This window comes from Halomonas sp. GFAJ-1, from assembly GCF_000236625.2.
Lineage (GTDB): Bacteria > Pseudomonadota > Gammaproteobacteria > Pseudomonadales > Halomonadaceae > Vreelandella.
Window position 1 is genome coordinate 1 of record NZ_AHBC01000031.1, and the last position, 17,492, is coordinate 17,492.

The 17,492-nt window shown below is 50.3% G+C and carries 11 protein-coding genes and 3 pseudogenes; 12 read left to right on the forward strand and 2 right to left on the reverse strand.

Going from position 1 to position 17,492, the window contains the following annotated elements; genetic code table 11:
- The 6 genes and pseudogenes from MOY_RS16930 to MOY_RS09015 form a co-directional block, all read left to right on the forward strand.
- The coding region (locus MOY_RS16930) for an IS3 family transposase (RefSeq protein WP_139029279.1) at nt 1–140 on the forward strand (140 nt) is incomplete at its 5' end.
- 1,335 nt (nt 141–1,475) lie between these two features.
- Nucleotides 1,476–2,002: pseudogene (locus MOY_RS17530) on the forward strand (IS5 family transposase); the annotation flags it as partial.
- 291 nt (nt 2,003–2,293) lie between these two features.
- A pseudogene (locus MOY_RS17775) lies at nt 2,294–2,431 on the forward strand (hypothetical protein); the annotation flags it as partial.
- Nucleotides 2,432–2,520: 89 nt separating this feature from the next.
- On the forward strand, nt 2,521–3,036 hold the full coding sequence (locus tag MOY_RS09005) for a gamma-glutamylcyclotransferase family protein (protein WP_009098868.1): 516 nt from the start codon (nt 2,521–2,523) through the stop codon (nt 3,034–3,036).
- Nucleotides 3,037–3,102: 66 nt separating this feature from the next.
- Nucleotides 3,103–3,516, forward strand: coding sequence for an opioid growth factor receptor-related protein (locus MOY_RS09010; RefSeq protein ID WP_235803683.1), 414 nt, complete (start codon nt 3,103–3,105; stop codon nt 3,514–3,516).
- Between the two features lie 385 nt (nt 3,517–3,901).
- The gene (locus MOY_RS09015) at nt 3,902–4,207 is read left to right on the forward strand and encodes a monooxygenase (protein ID WP_009098871.1); all 306 of its coding nucleotides are present in this window, start codon (nt 3,902–3,904) and stop codon (nt 4,205–4,207) included.
- Between the two features lie 143 nt (nt 4,208–4,350).
- On the opposite strand, the gene MOY_RS09020 is transcribed toward MOY_RS09015, so the two are convergent.
- The gene (locus MOY_RS09020) at nt 4,351–4,581 is read right to left on the reverse strand and encodes a hypothetical protein (protein WP_009098872.1); all 231 of its coding nucleotides are present in this window, start codon (nt 4,579–4,581) and stop codon (nt 4,351–4,353) included.
- A gap of 538 nt (nt 4,582–5,119) precedes the next feature.
- Between MOY_RS09020 and MOY_RS09025 the strand changes: the two genes are divergently transcribed.
- From MOY_RS09025 to MOY_RS17540, 6 genes and pseudogenes are all read left to right on the forward strand, one after another.
- Entirely contained in the window at nt 5,120–6,517 is a 1,398-nt protein-coding gene (locus MOY_RS09025) for a methyl-accepting chemotaxis protein (protein ID WP_050949563.1), read from the forward strand.
- A 275-nt stretch (nt 6,518–6,792) separates the two neighbouring features.
- Nucleotides 6,793–9,885 (forward strand): sensor domain-containing phosphodiesterase, encoded by a 3,093-nt coding sequence (locus tag MOY_RS09030; RefSeq protein WP_009098878.1) that lies wholly within the window; start codon nt 6,793–6,795, stop codon nt 9,883–9,885.
- A gap of 321 nt (nt 9,886–10,206) precedes the next feature.
- Nucleotides 10,207–11,271, forward strand: a complete 1,065-nt coding sequence (locus MOY_RS09035) for a sensor domain-containing diguanylate cyclase (RefSeq protein ID WP_009098881.1) — start codon at nt 10,207–10,209, stop codon at nt 11,269–11,271.
- Between the two features lie 146 nt (nt 11,272–11,417).
- Complete coding sequence (locus MOY_RS09040) at nt 11,418–13,115, forward strand: methyl-accepting chemotaxis protein (RefSeq protein ID WP_009098884.1); 1,698 nt, start codon at nt 11,418–11,420, stop codon at nt 13,113–13,115.
- Between the two features lie 233 nt (nt 13,116–13,348).
- Complete coding sequence (locus tag MOY_RS09045) at nt 13,349–15,013, forward strand: methyl-accepting chemotaxis protein (RefSeq protein WP_009098886.1); 1,665 nt, start codon at nt 13,349–13,351, stop codon at nt 15,011–15,013.
- Nucleotides 15,014–16,116: 1,103 nt separating this feature from the next.
- Nucleotides 16,117–17,274 (forward strand): annotated as a pseudogene (locus MOY_RS17540) (PAS domain S-box protein); the annotation flags it as partial.
- Nucleotides 17,275–17,340: 66 nt separating this feature from the next.
- On the opposite strand, the gene MOY_RS17545 reads toward MOY_RS17540, so the two are convergent.
- A partial coding sequence (locus MOY_RS17545) for a transposase (protein WP_235803685.1) occupies nt 17,341–17,492 on the reverse strand: 152 nt, incomplete at its 5' end.

Here is a 17,492-nt window from a genome sequence, read left to right on the forward strand (position 1 = left end):
CAACACGCGAAGCAGCTAGATGTGACGTGTTCAATTATATTGAAATGTTTTACAACCCAAAGCGCCGACACGGCACAAGTGATAACTTGTCACCGGTTGAGTATGAAAGGCGTTACTTTAAGAGCCTAACGGGTGTCTAGAATATCCGGGGCGATTCAGCTGACCAGCTCCGATACGACTGTTTTGCATGTCGGTTGCCATTTTTTTCGACTCAAAATTCCCACTAAAACCAAAAGACTCTGCTCGGCAGTCATCCACCATTAAGACAACTGTCGAGCCACCCAAATCTGCCAAAGATGTCAATGATCAAGCGCATGACCTTTCCCCGAAATGGACATCACGCCGCGAGATGAGTTTGTGACCGCAGATCAGCCAAACCACTCAATTTGTCATGTCTGTTGTGACACTCTCGTATCACCCCTTCATTCCCTAGAAGGCTAGGAGGCCCCCGCCAAGGAGGTCACCGCATGAGCGAGACCCACCTTCACTCAAGAGACACATTCTGGGCGGCCAGTCGTCGATCGTCGCCTGAGCCAGGAAGCCTTTCGTAAGTTGACCGCTGGCCAGGTCATCAACCAGACCCAGTATATGAATGGACAGTTAGTGCCCAACTCGCTGTTCGATGAACTCTACAAGGAGCGTGTCCGCTACTACGTCGAGGCTTAAGCTAACATGGGAGTGGTACTGGTAAGCGCCAGGGCTTTTTATATGTGCGTTCTCTCACAGAGTCCCAGGGCGATGACGACAGCGGGAACCAGGAAAGCAGCGCATCGATGCGCCAGATTCAGAGAGTGTTGCTGGTTTTAGGGCGAGGCGTGCTGGAGAAAGGTAATCCCCCATTTTTAGGGGGGGGATTACCCCACAAGCTCAAACAGAGAAAATGGCGCGAGGCAACTCCTGTCGTCACTGTCTTGTCGAAGCCCGACAATTTGCCTGAAGGTCACTTTCTGGACAGGCAATTTCCCCAAATTCTGTGCCAAGTATAAGCTCCCTCATGTGCTCTTAAGTAACACTACCTCCACGAACGCAACCCAGAAAAAACCCTACTAATGATGATTTTAGATAATTAAATGTAATTTTAGGACATATAATATGTCCCTATTTCATCAGTCTCATAACCGTCATCGGTTCAAATCCGGTCCCCGCTACCAATATTTTGAAAGGCAGATCAGTTACTTACTGATCTGCCTTTTTTATTGCCTGTCATTCCAAAAAGCTCTGTGCCCACACCGTGCCCATTTTTAAAAATGCCTATCGGCAGGTGAAAAAGGCGGCGACCTTCAGGCAACGAACAATTTGTTCAGCATCTCCTTCTTTTCTTTCCTACCGAGTTAAGGTGCAGGTTCTGAACTGGGCTCCTTGATGTGAGTCACTAGCTTTTCGATCTCACAATCAAAGTAGTAGCAAAGCCTATCTAGATTATCTGTCACCGTGCAGTGGCCTGGGTGATTGATAATCTTCGATAACGTCATCCGGTTGATACACCTTCCGTGCGAGCCACACGCGCTGCCGCTGGAGGCGGTAAAAAGGGGGTTCAACAGAACCGCTAGACCACGCGCTCGGCCGTAGCCGCAGCGGTTTAACAACCAAAATTAATTTAGTTTTTGATCGTTATGGCTGGCCACTGGCGTTCACACTGTCTCCTGGTCAAGAGGCCGATTCTCGGCACTTCGTTGCGACATTAGAGAGCATCCATCTACCAGGTGACGTCGGGCGCCCTCGCAAACGTAGCCGCTATGTGGTGGCTGACAAAAGATACGACAGCGATGAGCTGCGTCATTATTGCGACAAGCACGGCATGAAATCCGTGATTGCTCAGCGCAACATGCACCGAAGAACCCGGCCTGGGCTACCTAGAGGGTTCGATAAACCGAAATATCGGTTTAGCTGGCTTAAAGAATGTCGCCGGATCGCCACACGCTATGAAAAGCTGGCAAGTAGCTTTAAGGCGATGGTATGCGTGGCGTGCATCGACCGTTGCTTGCGAGCCAACTTTTCGTACAAAACCCACCTAGCTCATGTAGATGGGTTTGACGACCTTCGCCAGTTTGCCTTGCATCGCATCCAGCAAGCCTCTCTCAGTCAGCAGCCTTGGCAAGAACAGCACGACTTTGACATTGATAGTTACATCAAAGGCGGTGCGTTTGGGTATCGGCAAGGGCCCAGCGATGTGGTGCTGGAAGCGGACATCGCCAGGCCTGTGGCGTGGCTGCTGCAAGAAACGCCGCTCTCAGACACACAAACCATCGACGCATTACCGGATACTGACGGATGGTAACGGCTACCGGATGACCAGCAAACGCTGTGGTGGCTGATGGGCATGGGGCCAAATATTAAGGTTAACGCGCCCCACGCGTGGCGAGAAACGATCAAGGCAAACGCAGAGCAAATGCTTGCGCATTACGCCACTGACTCTCCTATAACGTCATAAACACCCATTAGCCTCAAGGTCTGAAACAAGCGTTTTTCGGCATGCCGAAAAAACCATTACTTATTATTGCTACACCACGGAGGGTTCCCATGCTCTATTTTGCTTACGGCTCCAATATGGCTACCCAGCGCTTAGCAGCCCGCGTTCCTGCGCGCTTTGTGACCACCGCATTGCTGCCTGCCTACCGCTTGGCATTGCATCAACGCGGCGGTGACGGTTCAGGCAAGTGCGATATTGTTCCTGCCTCAGCGCAATCCGCTGTCTATGGTGTGATTTGGGACGTGGCGTCTCATCACAAACCGACGCTTGATCGCTATGAGGGGTTGGGAGAGGCGTATAACGAGACGTGGCTCACCGTCACGGATCTCGCTAGTGACCGACAGTTTGAGGTGCAGGCGTATATCGGCAATATCACCGCGCTCGGTCTGCGCCCGTATACCTGGTACAAGCACCATATGCTTTCCGGGGCGCGCGAGCATGGCTTACCCGCCTATTACATTCGTGCACTGGAAAGCATTGACGCGCATCAGGATGAAAACGCCGAACGACATTCACGAGAAATGGCGTTATACACCCCGATAGAGCCCCTGATGAGTGCTACTTAATGGATAATGATCAGCGTTTGATTGCGTTTTACTGCGGCGAAGGCCGCGATCATAAAGGCCGGTGCCTTGAAGATATCTGGACGCCTATCGCCCTTTTGGTTGGAACACACCCACGACTATATTCAGTGGCTATTCCCTATCCCTGAGGCAGGCCGCTTTAACGCCTTTGCCCCGTTGCTAACCCCAGCAGTCCAAGCCGCTTTTGAGGATAATGACATTATGCGTCAGCATCAGAAGTGCTCGCTTGACGTGATGCTCGACTTTTTTGGCCTCGCTCGGGAAGGGAGCGATATCGTCGCTCAACCAACGCTGGCAATACAAACCCATATTTGGCTAAAAGCGGGAGGCCATAACCATTTACGCATCACGCGGATGATTCGGTCGTTAGCCTTGTGCCACCAGCCCAACCTGGCTCGCATCTTTCAGCAAGCAGTGATAGCGATTGGTACCCAGCAGGGTGCGCTCTCCGATATGTCTTAAACGTATTGGCAGGAAGCGTTTTCGACCAGCTTAAACGGTAATCCCCCCGAAAAATCAGAGCGCTCAAAAGTAGAATATTCCGTATATCTAAACGCTGGGAGGAGTCGGGTGCAGCTACCTGACTCAAACAAACAAGTCTCCGGAATAACCGGGGAAGTTCAAGGCGATTCAAAAAGCCATCATGCCAGCTTTTATTAGGAGTCAACTCAGAGGCATATGAAGCTCGAATGACTGCTTAAACGAGTGTCTACTATTGCTGAGCAAGACCACCGTAGCTCGTCAATTCTCTTCTGCCGCTCACCGCCCAATTGTTTACAATCTGTTCCTTATGTACTATCGACGTCTTCTCCACACTAAACCATCTTTATTGAAATATGGAGTTAACATGCAAACAGTATTGCAAGTCCATTTCCCTTTTAATGGGCCGTTCGGAGATGAAATGGAAAAAATGATGGCAACCCTTGCGCTCTCTATCAACGAAGAGCCGGGGCTAATTTGGAAAATTTGGACTGAAAATGAAGAAAACAACCAAGCAGGGGGCATTTATCTTTTCCAAACACGCGAAAATGCCATCGCATATTGTGAAAAGCATACTGCTCGCTTAAAAGACATGGGAGTCAGTGGGATCGAAGCACACATATTCACTGTTAACCAAGCGCTATCGGGCATCAACAGCGCCCCACTTCACTAAGCAGGTCTAAGCCATCACCATACGACTGACGAATCGTGTGCGTGATGGCTGGCATTGAGACTGCGCTTTAAAACATTAGGATAATCTTTAAGGGAAAAATTATACAGAAAGTAACTATCGTATTCAGCGAACAATCATGTGGGCTAATTCAGCGTCACGTTAATAACGATGACTAAGCAAAGAGCGACTAGTGTCGGCCAAGGGGAACGAAGTAAAAGACTAAAACCTGTTAATGGAATTAATACCGTTAAGGCAGCCATAACATGAGGAAATTCCGCCCGGCCACTACTGGCCATACTTGTGATAGTTAAAAAACCCAACACACTTAATAATAAAATAAGCCAGATACGCCGGTCTCGTATCGTTTTTTTCATAAACGCTCGCCTTTTTCACTCTTACTTACGCTAGTTATTTCGAATTTAACTGCACCAACTAAAGTCCTCGAAAGATTCAAAATAACTTTCTTCACCCCCAGTCGATATCACGTTGACGCATCATCCTTATGGATGGGATGAGCACTGGTGCCATTCAATGACATTGAGGACGGCGTGTCTAGCCTCTTCGCGTATCGAATACATTTGTCGTTTGGGCCATTGCATTAAGCTTTAGACATCTCGCTGTCATAAGTGAGCAACATAATCTCCTGGCTCAGAAACGCCACCCGGGACTTCCTGCACAGCCAGCAAAACCGGGATATAGTCGCAAGCCGTCATTCTTGACAACTCAAAAAAACCATAACCTATTGATATTAAATATCAAATAACTTTTACTAACTTAACATAAGCTAATATTTGTTATAAGCATATAATTTATCCTCATGAAAATTGCATCGTGGCCGATACAATCAGTAACAACTTGGCTTTTTTAGCCAATCGAGACACTCCTAGCTCACCAGATACCCAAGGGGCTGCCATGCGTACTAACTTGCCTGTTTCTAATGTTGAGTATGCTTACGCTGAGGACGATTTGCTGATTTCTCGCACCAATTTAAAGGGAGAGATCACCTACGCGAACCCAGCGTTTGTGCAGGTGAGTGGGTTTAGTCTCGATGAACTGCTGGGCGAAAACCACAACCTCGTTCGTCATCCGGATATGCCGCCAGCGGCGTTTAAAGATTTTTGGGAGACCATACGGCAAGGCAAACCTTGGTCTGGCTTAGTCAAAAACCGGCGTAAGGATGGCGACCATTATTGGGTACGCGCCAATGCAATGGCTATCCAAGAAAACGGTCGCATCGTCGGTTATGCCTCTCTACGTACCAAGCCATCCGCCGTAGAAGTACAGCACGCAGAAAAGGTTTACCATGCGTGGAAAAACGGCAAAGGGAAAAACTACACCCTGTATCGTGGTCAAATACGCCGTCGCCATCCGTTAGCGTTTTTGGGTCGCTTTAAGTGGGGATCGGCTACCCTGCAAACGCGTTTACTAACGCTTGTTGCTGGCCTTTCTATTGGGTGGTTAACGTTTAATCAGTGGCAGCTTTCTCAAGATCTCTCTCATTTACTGATCGGAGGAATACTGCTTACCGTGGTGGCTGGGCTAGGGTTAAGCGTGTGGAATAAAGTGCGTCGAATGGTCGAAACCTCTCGTGCATTTGTCCTTCAGGTGGCAGCTGGCAACCTGGCCGCCGACGTGCCACCCCACCAAAACGATGACTTTGATCGCCTGATCGATGCACTGGTCACGATGCGGAAAGGTCTGAGTGCGATCGTCAGCGGTGTCAATGACGGTATCAACAAGGTCAATCCCTCGGTGGCTGATATTCGTCATAGCAACGAATTCATTGCCCAGCGTAGCGATGATCTAGCCTCTTCAGTACAAGAAACTGCTGCCAGCACCGAACAGTTGACGGTCACCGTCAAACAAAATGCTGAAAATGCGCAACAAGCCAGCCACCTCGCAACGACCAATATGCAGGAAGTGCAAAACGCAGGTGAAAGCATGGCGCAGGTCGTTCAGCGAATGAACGCGATTACCGCAAGTGCCCAGCAGATGGATCACTCCGTCGCGTTAATTGACTCTATTGCCTTTCAAACAAATATTTTAGCCCTCAATGCCTCGATAGAAGCCGCCCGTGCGGGTGTTCATGGTAAAGGGTTCGCGGTTGTGGCGAGCGAAGTCCGCAGTCTTGCAAAACGCTCTTCAGAGGCGGCGAAAGAGATCCACCAACTCATTAATACGTCTAACGGTGAAATAGCCGCCGGTGTGAAATTTGTTGAAGCCACTGAGCAGATTATTGAACGTGTTATGCAGGCAAGCCAGCGGGTCAACAACTTTATGAGCGAAATAAGCGCTGCGTCTCAAGAATAAAGCAGTGGCATTTCACAAATTGGCAGTGCCATCAACGTCATGGAGCAAGGCGTTCAACATACAGCCGAGCAGCTGCAGTCTACCAATACGGCAACCCAAACACTGGAAAAAGAAGCCCACCAGCTGTTGAATGCGATCCGTGCGTTTCGCACTACGCCTAATGGCACGGAGTTAACACTAGAAATTTCAGCCCTCGTTGGGGCGAGCGGTGATTTGACGCATTCGTCATTTACGTTACCAGCCTCGATGAGGGTTACCTCACGGGAGGCCAAGTAATGCCAACCAGTTTTCCCCCAAGACCTCCTAATGAGCCAGAGCGTTTGAAAGCGTTATGGCACTACACGATGAACGATCGGCATCACGACGAGGTGTTAGAACGTATTACATCAATGGTGGCGAACCTTTACGATGCTCCGTACGTCCTAGTGAGTTTTGTCGATGAGAAGTGTCAGTGGTTCAAAAGCCACCACGGGTTAGCGGTTAAAGAGACACCCCGTGATATCTCTTTCTGTGCACATGCTTTGTGCGGAGAAGGCGTCTTTGAAATAACGGATGCTACTCAAGACTCGCGTTTTGCGGATAACCCTCTGGTGACGGGGCCACTTCATATTCGTTACTACCTCGGCGCACCGCTGGTGTCTCGGGAAGGTTATAGCCTGGGCACGCTATGTATTTTAGATACGAAAACAAGAGCTTTCAGTGAAGCACAGCGAACCCATTTAACCACTCTGGCAGACCTAGTGATTCAGCGTCTTGAGCTACACCGGTTGCACTGCCAGGAACGCATAGTCACCACCTCAGGTCTCGGGCTTTGGGAATTGGATATTGCCTCAAATAGTACATGGTGGAATGACGCCGTGTATGCGCTTTATGGCGTTGCCCCTGACTACTCTCATGACAAAGAAAATGCGATCAGCGTGTATCTTGCAGAGGATCAACGTCGACTGGAAGCTAGTTTGGCAAGGGCCGCTGATCAGCAGGCGCCTTTTGATCTTGAATTACGCCTCATGCCGCAAGTTAAAGCACTGCCGACGTGGGTGCGTGTCACAGGTGCTCCCATTGCTGTTGACGGGGAAACCACACTGGTAGCGGGCACTATTCAAGATATTACGCCGCTCAAACAAAATGAGCGACGCCTGGCGCGGCAGCAGCGTCTTGAGCGATTGATTAACCACTTACAGACGTCTTTTATTGCTGAACATGACTTATCCCAGGCGTTTTCAGATGCCTTGGCCGAGCTGGTATCGCTAACGGAAAGTGATTCCGGTTTTATCGGTGAAGTATTGTACGACGCAGCAAACACGCCTTTTCTGAAAACACATGCCATTACGGATATCAGCTGGGATCCAGCCTCACGTCGGCTGTTTGAAAAGGCATCCCTAGGGGGAATAGTATTTAGTAAACAAGCGTCGCTTTTTGGGCACGTATTACAAACGGGGGAGATGGTCATTGCGAACACACCTGACCAAGACCCTCGACGTGGCGGCCTGCCTAACGGCCATCCTCCTCTTAGTGCCTTCATCGGCATTCCCGTCACGGATAATGGCACTTTGATCGCCATGATTGGTCTGGCGAACCGCCCTGGCGGGTATCAGCCATCACTCATGGAAGAGCTTTCCTCGTTTTTACGCAATCTCGGCCAACTCATTAGCTCGCTACGTTTGCGTATTCAGCACGACGAGGCACATCAACGACTTGAGCTCTCAGCAAGAATTTTTTCTGACAGCCAAAACGCCATCATGATTACGGATCACGACAATCGCATCGTTGATGTGAATCGTGCCTTTGAGCTTATGACGGGGTATACCCGAAGCGATGTGTTAAACCAACAGCCTAATTTCCTCTCCTCAGGCTGTCATACCAAAGCCTTTTACCAGGACATGTGGCAGTCCTTGTTAACCCATGGAAGCTGGCGTGGCGAACTGATTAATCGCCGCAAAGATGGCGAGCTACTGTATGAGGCATTGTCACTCTCTTTGATGCGTAACGATCAAGGAGACATCACCCATCACGTGGCGATTTTCTCGGACATGACGCGACTCAAGAAGCATGCCGAAGAGCTACACTTTGCGAGCCATTTTGATAGGCTCACGTTGCTACCTAACCGGCCTCAAATGCTCAACCAGATACGTGAAGCGATCGCACACGTTAACGAGGGCAACACGCTTGCCATTGGCGTTCTAGACCTTGATGATTTCCAGAGAATCAATCAACAGCTTGGCCATAAAGCGGCTGATAACGTCTTAATTTCCGTTGCCAAGCAATTACGGGAACGTGCAGGAAACAAAGGAATTGTTGCACGGATAGGTGGCGATGAGTTTGGACTGATACTTCACGATATGAATGCTAAACCAGAACAACTGCGTGCGATCACTAAACGCTTCGTGGTGGAGCAACCGAACGGGCTCGACTCTACCTCAGTGGCGGTGAACGTAAGTTTGGGAATTACCTTGTTCCCACTGGATGACGCTGATCCCGATACGCTATTACGCCATGCCGACCAAGCCATGTATCAAGCAAAGCTCCAGGGGGGTGATACGTTTGCTTTCTTTGATCCTAGCCATGAGAAAAAGCTAAAAGCACAACAGACAGTGCGCAATAACATCTCTCAAGCCCTTACAACAGATCAATTTGAGCTGTACTTTCAACCACAAATTGACGCACGCTCACTGAAGCTGCTCGGCGTAGAAGCCCTGATTCGCTGGAATCACCCAAAGCGCGGTTTAGTGATGCCTGATCAATTCTTACCTCTCATCAGCGGTACCGATACGGAGTTGGCACTGGATGCCTGGGTCATGGAAACAGCGCTAACCCAGCTGTCGGCATGGCAAAATGACGGGTTAGCGATTGACGTCAGTATTAATCTGACGCCTCAATCACTCGTGCATGAACAGTTCGTTGACACGCTAAGGGGCGCATTAGCTAGGCACCCTGACATACCCCCATATTCCCTCTGTATTGAAGTGCTGGAGTCCGCAGCCCTAGACGATTTGCCCAGTGCGACCCAAATATTAAACCGTTGCCGCGAACTGGGCTGCCAAGTCGCTCTCGATGACTTTGGTACAGGTTACTCATCGTTGAGCTACCTGCGTAATTTGCCGGTCGACTTGGTCAAAATCGACAAATCCTTTGTGATGGGGATGCTTAAACGCTCAGAAGACCTAGCCATTGTCGAAAGCATTACGTATTTAGCCAAACGCTTTAACAAACAAGTCGTTGCAGAAGGTGCTGAGAGCGACGCGCATATTGAAACCCTGCAGCGAATGGGCTGTGACGTTGTACAGGGCTATGGCATCGCCAGACCTATGCCGGCAAGCCAACTGCTCTTTTGGTCGAAGCGTGGCGCTATTAATAAAAAAGAGCATTAGAAAATGCGAACAACAAAACTATACAATAAGGACACACGACAATTATCGCGTACAATAAAAGTTAGCCATATAATTAAATAATGATTGTTTTGCTGTCCATATGAGCGCAGCCGCAGCGCTGCCTCAATGTTTTTTAAATGTCTGTTTTATAAAACATTACCTAGCAGATTGTGCTACGCCTGAAAGGGCAGTCGCAGAAGGAACTGATATGTACAACCACTGCCAAGATCACTTGTGTCATAACGATGACATAAGTAGAGGCACTTTCAACGTCAGGGCGTTTGAAGGGCTTAATCACCCTATCGAAAACGGTGATCGCTTGTGAATAACACACCACGTCTTAGCCCAGAGGACTATGAGACGCGTCGACTTAAGGCACTTGCCGATTACCAGATTCTAGACACGCAAAAAGATGCCGCGTTTGATGAAATTGTTGAAGCGGTCTCACTGATTTGCGACACCCCTATTGCCGTGGTTAATTTTATTGACCGCGATCGGCAGTGGTTTAAATCCGAAAAAGGACTAGGGGTTCAAGAAACGCCGCGAGATATCTCGATTTGTGTGCATGCCCTTCTACAGCCCGGGATTTTTGTCGTGCCGGATACCACGCAAGATGCCCGGTTTGTTAATAATCCCTTAGTTACAGGCGAGCCGCACCTGCGTTTTTATGCGGGTGCCGTGCTAAAAAGCCAAGATGGCTATCCGCTGGGAACGCTATGCGCACTGGATTATGAACCGCGTGAGCTGACACAACGCCAACGTTTCGCCCTTCAGGCATTAGCCAACCAAGTCATGGCCCATATGGAGTTAATGCGCAGTCACCGTATACAGGAAGCGTTGATTCGTGAATTACAGACAACGCGTCAGGAGTTAGAGGCGTTATCTTCCACCGATTCATTAACAGGTTTATTAAACCGCCGTGCGTTTGATCAACGTTTTCAGCAAGAAGTGGCCATGATTCAGCGTGGCGCCCCTTCGGGTGCATTAATGTTGATTGACCTAGATAACTTTAAACACATTAACGATACGTATGGTCATCAGAGCGGCGATCACGTCATGGTACGTTTCATAGAACTATGCCGTCGGGTGTTTCGTCAGTACGACGTGATTAGCCGGTGGGGCGGTGACGAATTTATGGTCATGCTCCCCCGCACCAGCCCATCAGAAGCCACCCATGTGGCAAGCCGCCTGCACCAGCAACTTGCCGTAACGCCCATGCTTACGAGCAGTGAAGCGCCACTCTACTGTACGGTGAGTGTTGGTATTTGTGTGGTTATCGGCACCAGTACAATGGATACGTGTTTGTCGATGACCGATGCCTTGCTTTACCAGGTCAAAAAAGAGGGTCGTAACAGCACGGCTGTTCAAGCAGAAGAGACACGTTAACGGCCAGAGCCCTCCAAAAGTCTAGGCTCCGCTTTAAGTCAAAAGCCCTGTTTGTAATTTACTAATAACATTTAGAAATATAAAATAATACATTCTTAGGGTCTTGCTGATGGGCTTAACCGTAACGGCTGTTTTCGAGGTGTCACATGCTGAACCACGTATTTCGAATAACCATTAAACTACGCCTAATCATCATGATGGCGGTTATGCTACTGCTGATGCTGGCCATGGGGGCGCTTGGCTTTAGCGGCATGACGACCGCCAACCGTGCAGTTGACACTATTTTTCAAGAAAATCTTCAAGATACACAGCGGATTGCTAACCTAAATGAGCGCGCCCGCGACATGCTGTTAGAGCTATCGCTAGCGGGACAGCACGACCCCATGCTGGCTGTCAGCGCGCTACATGACCATCCTGTTGATCTGCATATTGATAATATTCAGCACAATATTCAGCGTATAGACGCGTCCTGGCACGCCTATAGCTCACAGCATTTATCGCCCGCTGCACAAGCCCTGGCCAGCCAGTTCCAAGAACAGTATGGCCGTTTGCAGCAAGTCGTCGAAGCGGCATTACCCTTTTACGCCGCAGGCAATTACGATCGCGCCAATGAAATCTCGTTTACCCAGGCACTGCCCGCTTATCGCACGCTCAGCACAACGCTTGAAGAGCTAATTTTGCTAGAAGAGCGCGAAGCCCAGGCAGCCTACGAACATGCGCTGGATCGCGCTGCCTTTATGCGTAACTTAATGATTGGTGCACTGACGGCTGCTATTTTACTCGCCACCTTTTTAGGCTGGCTCTTAATCCAGCGCATTACGCAACCGCTGGCCCAGGCGCGCAGGCATTTCCACGCCATGGCTAATGGCGATTTAACGCAACCCATTGAGCACACGCATCGTGATGAGGTGGGCGATATGCTGGATGAGCTAAGCGATATGCAGGGGAAACTAAAAGCGCTCATTGGCAATATCCAATCCTCCGCTGGCGCCATTTCTACCGCGTCCGCTCAAATATCAACCGGTAACGTGGATCTCTCACAACGCACTGAAGAGCAGGCGTCCAGCCTACAGGAAACGGCTGCCAGCATGGAGCAGGTCGCTGCAACGGTGAAAAACAACACTCAACATACTGGCGAGGCTAATCAGTTAGCGCATACGGCTAGCCGCTCAGCAGGCTACGGTGGTGAGAAAGTTAAAGAAGCAGTCAGTAAAATGGACGAGCTCAATGAAAGCTCAGAAAAAATTAGCGGTATTGTAACGTTAATTGATGGCATCGCGTTTCAAACTAATATTCTGGCACTTAATGCTTCGGTGGAGGCTGCCCGAGCGGGTGAGCAAGGGCGTGGATTTGCTGTGGTCGCGCAAGAAGTAAGAAACCTCGCACAGCGCAGTGCTGATGCGGCCAAACAAATCCAATATCTGATTCTTGAAAACAATCAAGTAGTCGAACAAGGCAGCGCGCTCGTCACCGCGGTTGGCGACTCCATGGCGCAGATCGTCAAAAATATCGACAGTGTTTCAGGATTAATGGAAGAAGTAAGTCGCGCATCTGACGAGCAAACCTCAGCGATTGACCAAATGAGCATAGCAATTAACCAAATGGATGAGGTCACCCAGCAGAACGCTTCACTGGTGGAGCAAACCGCTACGGCTTCTGCCTCTATGGAAGAACAAGCGCAGGACTTAGCGGAAGCCGTCGCCTTCTTTAAAGTCGACAAAGCGCAAGGAACGCCTCCCCGCGCTAACGTCCAACGTATGCAAAGTTACGCCCTTCCACAAACGCAACCATCTACAGACAGGCGACACACTGTTTCAGACGATAATCAGTGGGAAACCTTCTAACATTCGCGAGATGCCACGCCACCCACACGACGATGCGTCATAGTCGTTCTCTTTTAGCTAACTAGCTCAAAAAGCCGCTGTTCACATCAGCGGCTTTTTAAATAAGCAACGCAAACGCGTCCTGCCCCGCTCGTGACACACTGTTAGGCACATGGCATTGATCTTGCAGCGTTTAAAACGCACGGTGCGCGTCGCGCCCGCGCGGTTTGCTCTTCTCTTGCTCAGGAGTTGCCATGTTTTCGCTACTAACTGCTTACCGTTCCTTACGCTTCCAACACTGGCTCTGGTTAGGGTTTGCAACCATCATCAGTCTGATGCTGGCGATTAGTATCATCAGCATCCAGCGCGTCAATCAAATTGACACTTCGCTCACCCAGATCAACGATGTCAACAGTGCCAAACAGCGCCATGCCATCGACTTTCGCGGCAGCGTCCACGATCGTGCCATCGCGTTGCGCGACGCTATTTTGCTCACCACACATAGCGACGTATCTGCCCAGCTTACGCTCATGGAGGAGCTAGCCCAAGACTATGACGCTGCGGAAGAGGCCATGGAGCGCATGTTTGCCGAACATGCCGATACCATTACTCCTGAAGAGCGCGACGCCTACGCACAAATCCAGCAAACCGCGCAGACCACGCAGGCGGCCGTTGAGCAAGTCATCGCGTTTCGTAACAACAACCAGCTGGCCGCCGCACGCCTGGTGCTCTTTGAAGACGCTGCCCCTGGGTTTAGCCAGTGGCTTGCTGACATTAACGTCTTCATTGACCTTCAGGCATCAATGAACGAGGCGGAAACAGCTCATGCACGGGAAATGACCGGCAATTTTCAAGCCAGCATGCTCAGCCTTGTAGGGGCAGCTATTCTTATCAGCCTGATTATCGCCGCGCTTCCCGGTCGCTGGCTAAAACGCACCTTGGGCGCAGACCCAAGCGAGGTTAGAAAGCGAGTGAAGACAATTGGTGCTGGTAACTTTCGCTCTGACGCTAAGCCCTACCCTGAGCGCAGCATCATGCAGGCGCTCAGTGAGATGAACGCTAAGTTATCGAATACCGTCAATCAAGTGCGACAAGCTTCCTACGAAGTCGAAGGCGACAGCGAGCAAATTTCTATCAATTGCGATGAACTGTTAAGCAGAGTGGACCAACAGGCCGCTATGCTCACTGAAACCGCCTCTGCCATGGAACAGCTAGGCTCTACTGTATCTCATAACGCTGACCGTGCCAGCGAAGTGGACCACCAGGCCCGTGATGCGGCCACACTGGCTGACGACAGCGGTAACGTCGTGCGCGAAGTGGCAAGCGCCATGCAAACGCTCAATAGCCGGTCTGAAGAAGTCGTCAAAATCGTCTCATTGATTGACAGCATTGCTTTTCAAACCAACATTTTAGCGCTTAACGCCTCAGTAGAAGCTGCCCGCGCAGGCGAGCAAGGCAAAGGCTTTGCCGTAGTGGCACAGGAGGTTCGTAGCTTAGCAACACGCAGTGCCGATGCCTCCAAACAGATCAACCTTTTAATTACTGAAAACCTGCGTCAGGTGGAAGAGAGCGTCGCGTTAACAGGCCAGGCTAGCGATAAAACGCGTGCCGCCATTGAGGCAATTAATCGTGTCACGCAGCTAGTTAGCGAGATTAGCCAGGCGGGTATTGAGCAGTCTCGCGCTGTTCAAGAGGTGGGTAATGCAGTCTCCGAAATGGACAATGTCACCCAACAAAATACCCAACTCGTCAAGCAGACGGCCGAGACCGGAAGCGAACTACTCGGCCGCTCCAGCGAGCTCGGGGATGCTATTTCTATGTTTGACCTGGATGATGAAACGCTGCGCCCAAGGGCACGCACCTCAAAAGAGCGGTCAAGCGCAACAACGCCTCCCCTTTCACTTGATGCACCTGCGTAAAGCAACCCAGCTTCTTTTTGCACCAATGCCATGCAAAAAGAAGCGAGGCAGGTGCAAGCAGCGCACCGCTGATCTCAAAAATGCGCCCTTAAAAGGCGCATTTCGCGCTTTCATACCCGATTTAAAGCACATCCATTTGGCATGAGGCTTGCAAGGTGGTTGTTAGCAGTGCGTTGATTTGACAAACAATAGACATGAATGATTCTGCGTATAATAAAATTAGAACTTAAACATCAGGAGAAAAGGACCTCTCATAAACAGCTTATGCGCTCGCCCTTTCAAACTCCATAGGGCTAACAATGAGCGATGAGCATTGGGAGTTAACCGTGAAGCAACCCACATCTCACGACCACGAACAGCAGCGGCTCGAAGAACTCTGGCGTTACAGCCTGAGAGACGCCTCGAACGATGCACAGCTGGATACCCTTACCCAATTAGTTGCACACTACTTTGAGGTTCCCACCACGCTCGTTTCGTTTGTTGACCAGCGCTGCCAATGGTTCAAAAGCCGCCACGGCTTAGATGTGACCTCCACCCCGCTGGAGAGCTCATTTTGTACCCACGCCATTAACGGCCCCCACGCTATTTTTGAAGTCAAAGATACCCACCAGGATGCGCGCTTTTGCCATAACCCACTGGTCACGCAACCTCCGTATGTTCGCTACTATGCAGGCGCACCACTGACGACCCAGGACGGCTTTAAGCTAGGCACGCTCTGCATTATTGACACCCAGCCACGACGAATATCCAGCAACAAGCTTGCGCAGCTAGCGGTTTTTGCAAAGCATGTCATAGAACATCTGGAACTTCTGCGTTTGCGTCGTCTACTCGCCATTGTCAATAGTTCGGGCATTGGTTTGTGGGAGCTTGATGTTGACTCCAAAGCCTTTTGGCGGAACAACACACAGTCTCGCTTACTCGACCATCAGGGGACATGCAGTACGGCTGAGACTAACTATTTTTACGATGCGGAATCACAGCAGCGCTTTGACCACGCCATCATGGACGCAGTCCGTACCAGACAAACATTTTCTGAAGACCTAAGACTCAATCATTCGCCTCTGACGTCGCCCCAGTGGGTACACATTAACGGGGTCCCACTAATGACTCATGGCCGCGTGACACAGCTGGTGGGTACCACTCAGAACATCACTCAGCTTAAAGAAAAAGAAGCCTATCTGGCGCGCTATGTTCGTATTGAACAGCTTATTAACGACCTGCAAGCCACCTTTATTGGGAACCGACAAACGCAAGAAACGTTTTGTCATGCGTTGGAGAAGCTGCTGATCGCCACTGAGAGCGAAGCAGGCTTTGTGGGCGAAGTGAAATACCGTGACGATGGCAAAACGCCCTACCTCAAGATGCACGCGCTGACAGATATCGCTTGGGATACACAGCAATTCAGCCGCTTCAGCGCCAACGCGCCGAACGATATGGCCTTCACGAAGCTTGACTCACTGTTTGGTCATGTCATGTTGCACAATCAAATCGTCATATCCAATTCCCCTAAAAGTGACCCCCGCGCCGGCGGTGTACCCGCTGGTCACCCTCCGCTCAAGAGTTTCCTGGGGCTGCCTGCCGTTGATGAACACGGCCATGTCATTGCCGTGATTGGGCTCGCCAATCGCGAACAAGGGTATGACGCCGCCTTTGCACAGGAGCTTGAGCCTTTACAGCAGCGCTTGGGTCAGCTAATTACCACCTACCATCTACGTCAGGCACAGGGCGAAGCGCAAAAACGGCTTGAGATGGCCGCGAAAGTATTTGAAAACAGCCACAATGCGATTGTTATTGTGAACGCCGATTTTACAATTATTGATGCTAATCCTGCTTTTGAAGCAGAAACAGGCTACAGCCGAGATGACATTATTGGCCTTACCACCGCCTTCCTGGCCAGTCCTGGGCACGGACTCTCTCTAGATGACGCGCTGCAGCGTTGCCAGTACGGAGATCACTGGGAAGGCGAGGTGTTAAACCTATGCAAAAATGGCGACTCTCTGCCAGAAAACGTCTCCATTGCAGCTGTGCGCGATACCACCGACGCGATATCGCACTATGTGCTGGTACTGACCGATCTTCGCCGCGCCAAACAACAGGCCCAGGCGATCGACCGCGCCAGTCGTTTTGATGGGCTCACCGGGCTGCCTAACCGCGCCTATTTTTTGGAGCTACTTCATAAAATCATGCATAGCGAAAATAGCTCCGGCGCCGGGCTCGCTATTGTCATTATTGACCTTGACCGTTTTAGCTACGCTAACCAGCAGCTTGGCACCGCACAAGGGGATCAGCTGCTGATAGATATCAGCCATCGACTTTCGCACTATTTACTAGGTTTTGTACGAAAAGTTGGCTCGCAAGCAACGGTCGATGCACGCCACGCATACCATCGCCTTAAAGCTACTTGCCAGCTTTTCATAGCGTGTGGCGATCCGGCGACATTCTTTAAGCCAGCTAAAGCAGCGTTCTATCACATTCCGTT